The sequence below is a fragment of the Streptococcus sp. CM6 genome, from assembly GCF_000526095.1.
Classification (GTDB): Bacteria; Bacillota; Bacilli; order Lactobacillales; family Streptococcaceae; genus Streptococcus; species Streptococcus oralis_BW.
Map to the genome: position 1 here is coordinate 1 of NZ_JATS01000027.1, position 1,449 is coordinate 1,449.

Sequence of the window (1,449 nt, forward strand, 5' to 3'; positions counted from 1 at the left end):
AAAAGTAATCAAAGCAGTTCCTAAAATAGCACCACACAAAGTTTTGGCAACCTTGCTTTTACGAAATCCATAGACTTCTTTTTTATTTTTCATTATAAGCCATTTCCTTATCTAAATTTAGTCGTTACTTCTTATAATAGCACTTTACAAGGCAAGATGCAAATATTTACTCTTTTTTCTCTCTATTTATAGAAAAATCCACATGTTTATAAATTAAAAAGAAGATGATCACACCATCTTCTTTTTAATTTAATTTATTTTGGCTCTATAATATTTGTAGTGGGTAAATCCCCTATAGATATTATGGAGCCTATTTTGTTGTAGAAAAAAAGTCCCATATGACCTATAATGAAAAGCAACCAAACCATCATTAGAAAGAGCCACATGGAACAATTACATTTTATCACAAAACTACTCGATATCAAAGACCCTAATATCCAAATTATAGACATCATCAATAAGGATACCCACAAGGAAATCATCGCTAAGTTGGATTATGATGCCCCACTTTGTCCTGATTGCTGAAGCCAAATGAAGAAATATGACTTTCAAAAACCTTCTAAAATCCCTTACCTTGAAACGACTGGTATGCCTACTAGAATTCTCCTTAAAAAACGCCGTTTTAAGTGCTATCAGTGCTCTAAAATGATGGTCACTGAGACTCCTATAGTCAAGAAAAATCACCAAATCCCTCGTATCATCAACCAAAAGATTGCCCAGAAGCTAATTGAAAAGACTTCTATGACTGATATTGCCCATCAGCTATCTATTTCAACTTCAACTGTCATTCGCAAACTCAATGACTTCCGTTTTAAGCATGATTTTTCTCGTCTGCCTGAGATTATGTCCTGGGACGAGTATGCCTTCACTAAGGGAAAGATGAGTTTCATTGCGCAAGATTTTGAAAAGCTCAATATCATCATTGTTCTTGAGGGCAGAACACAAGCTATCAAGCGCTACTGGAAGCTCATTCAACAGGATAGTCGTAAACTCAGTGATAAGGGTTTTTATCGCCCTGCTTTTCGTGTGCACTTAACGAATAGAGAAATTCTAGACAAGCTTTTGAGCTATTCATAAGACTTGAAACACCACTATCATTTCTATCAACTCTTGCTTTTTCACTTTCAGAATAAGGAACCAGAGAAATTTTTCGGACTTATTGAAGACAATATAAAGAAGGTTCATTCTCTTTTTCAGACTGTCTTTAAAACATTTCTAAAGGACAAAGGGAAAATCGTCAATGCCCTTCAGTTATCCTATTCCAACGCAAAATTGGAAGCGACTAATAATCTCATCAAACTTATCAAACGCAATGCCTTTGGTTTTCGGAACTTTGAAAACTTCAAGAAGCGAATTTTCATCACTCTGAATACCAAAAAAGAAAGGACGAAATTTGTCCTTTCTCGAGCTTAGCTTTTCTTCAACCCACTACAGTTGACAATGAGCCTA

General features: G+C 35.1%; 1 protein-coding gene and 1 pseudogene. One reads left to right on the plus strand and one right to left on the minus strand.

All coding sequences use genetic code 11. The features are described 5' to 3' along the window. On the minus strand, positions 1–93 hold a 93-nt coding region (locus tag HMPREF1516_RS10250), incomplete at its 3' end, for a putative cross-wall-targeting lipoprotein signal domain-containing proteiin (RefSeq protein ID WP_156916955.1). Between the two features lie 291 nt (positions 94–384). Here HMPREF1516_RS10250 and HMPREF1516_RS09970 point away from each other — a divergent pair. Further along, positions 385–1,413 (plus strand): annotated as a pseudogene (locus HMPREF1516_RS09970) (transposase). Positions 1,414–1,449: the final 36 nt, after the last annotated feature.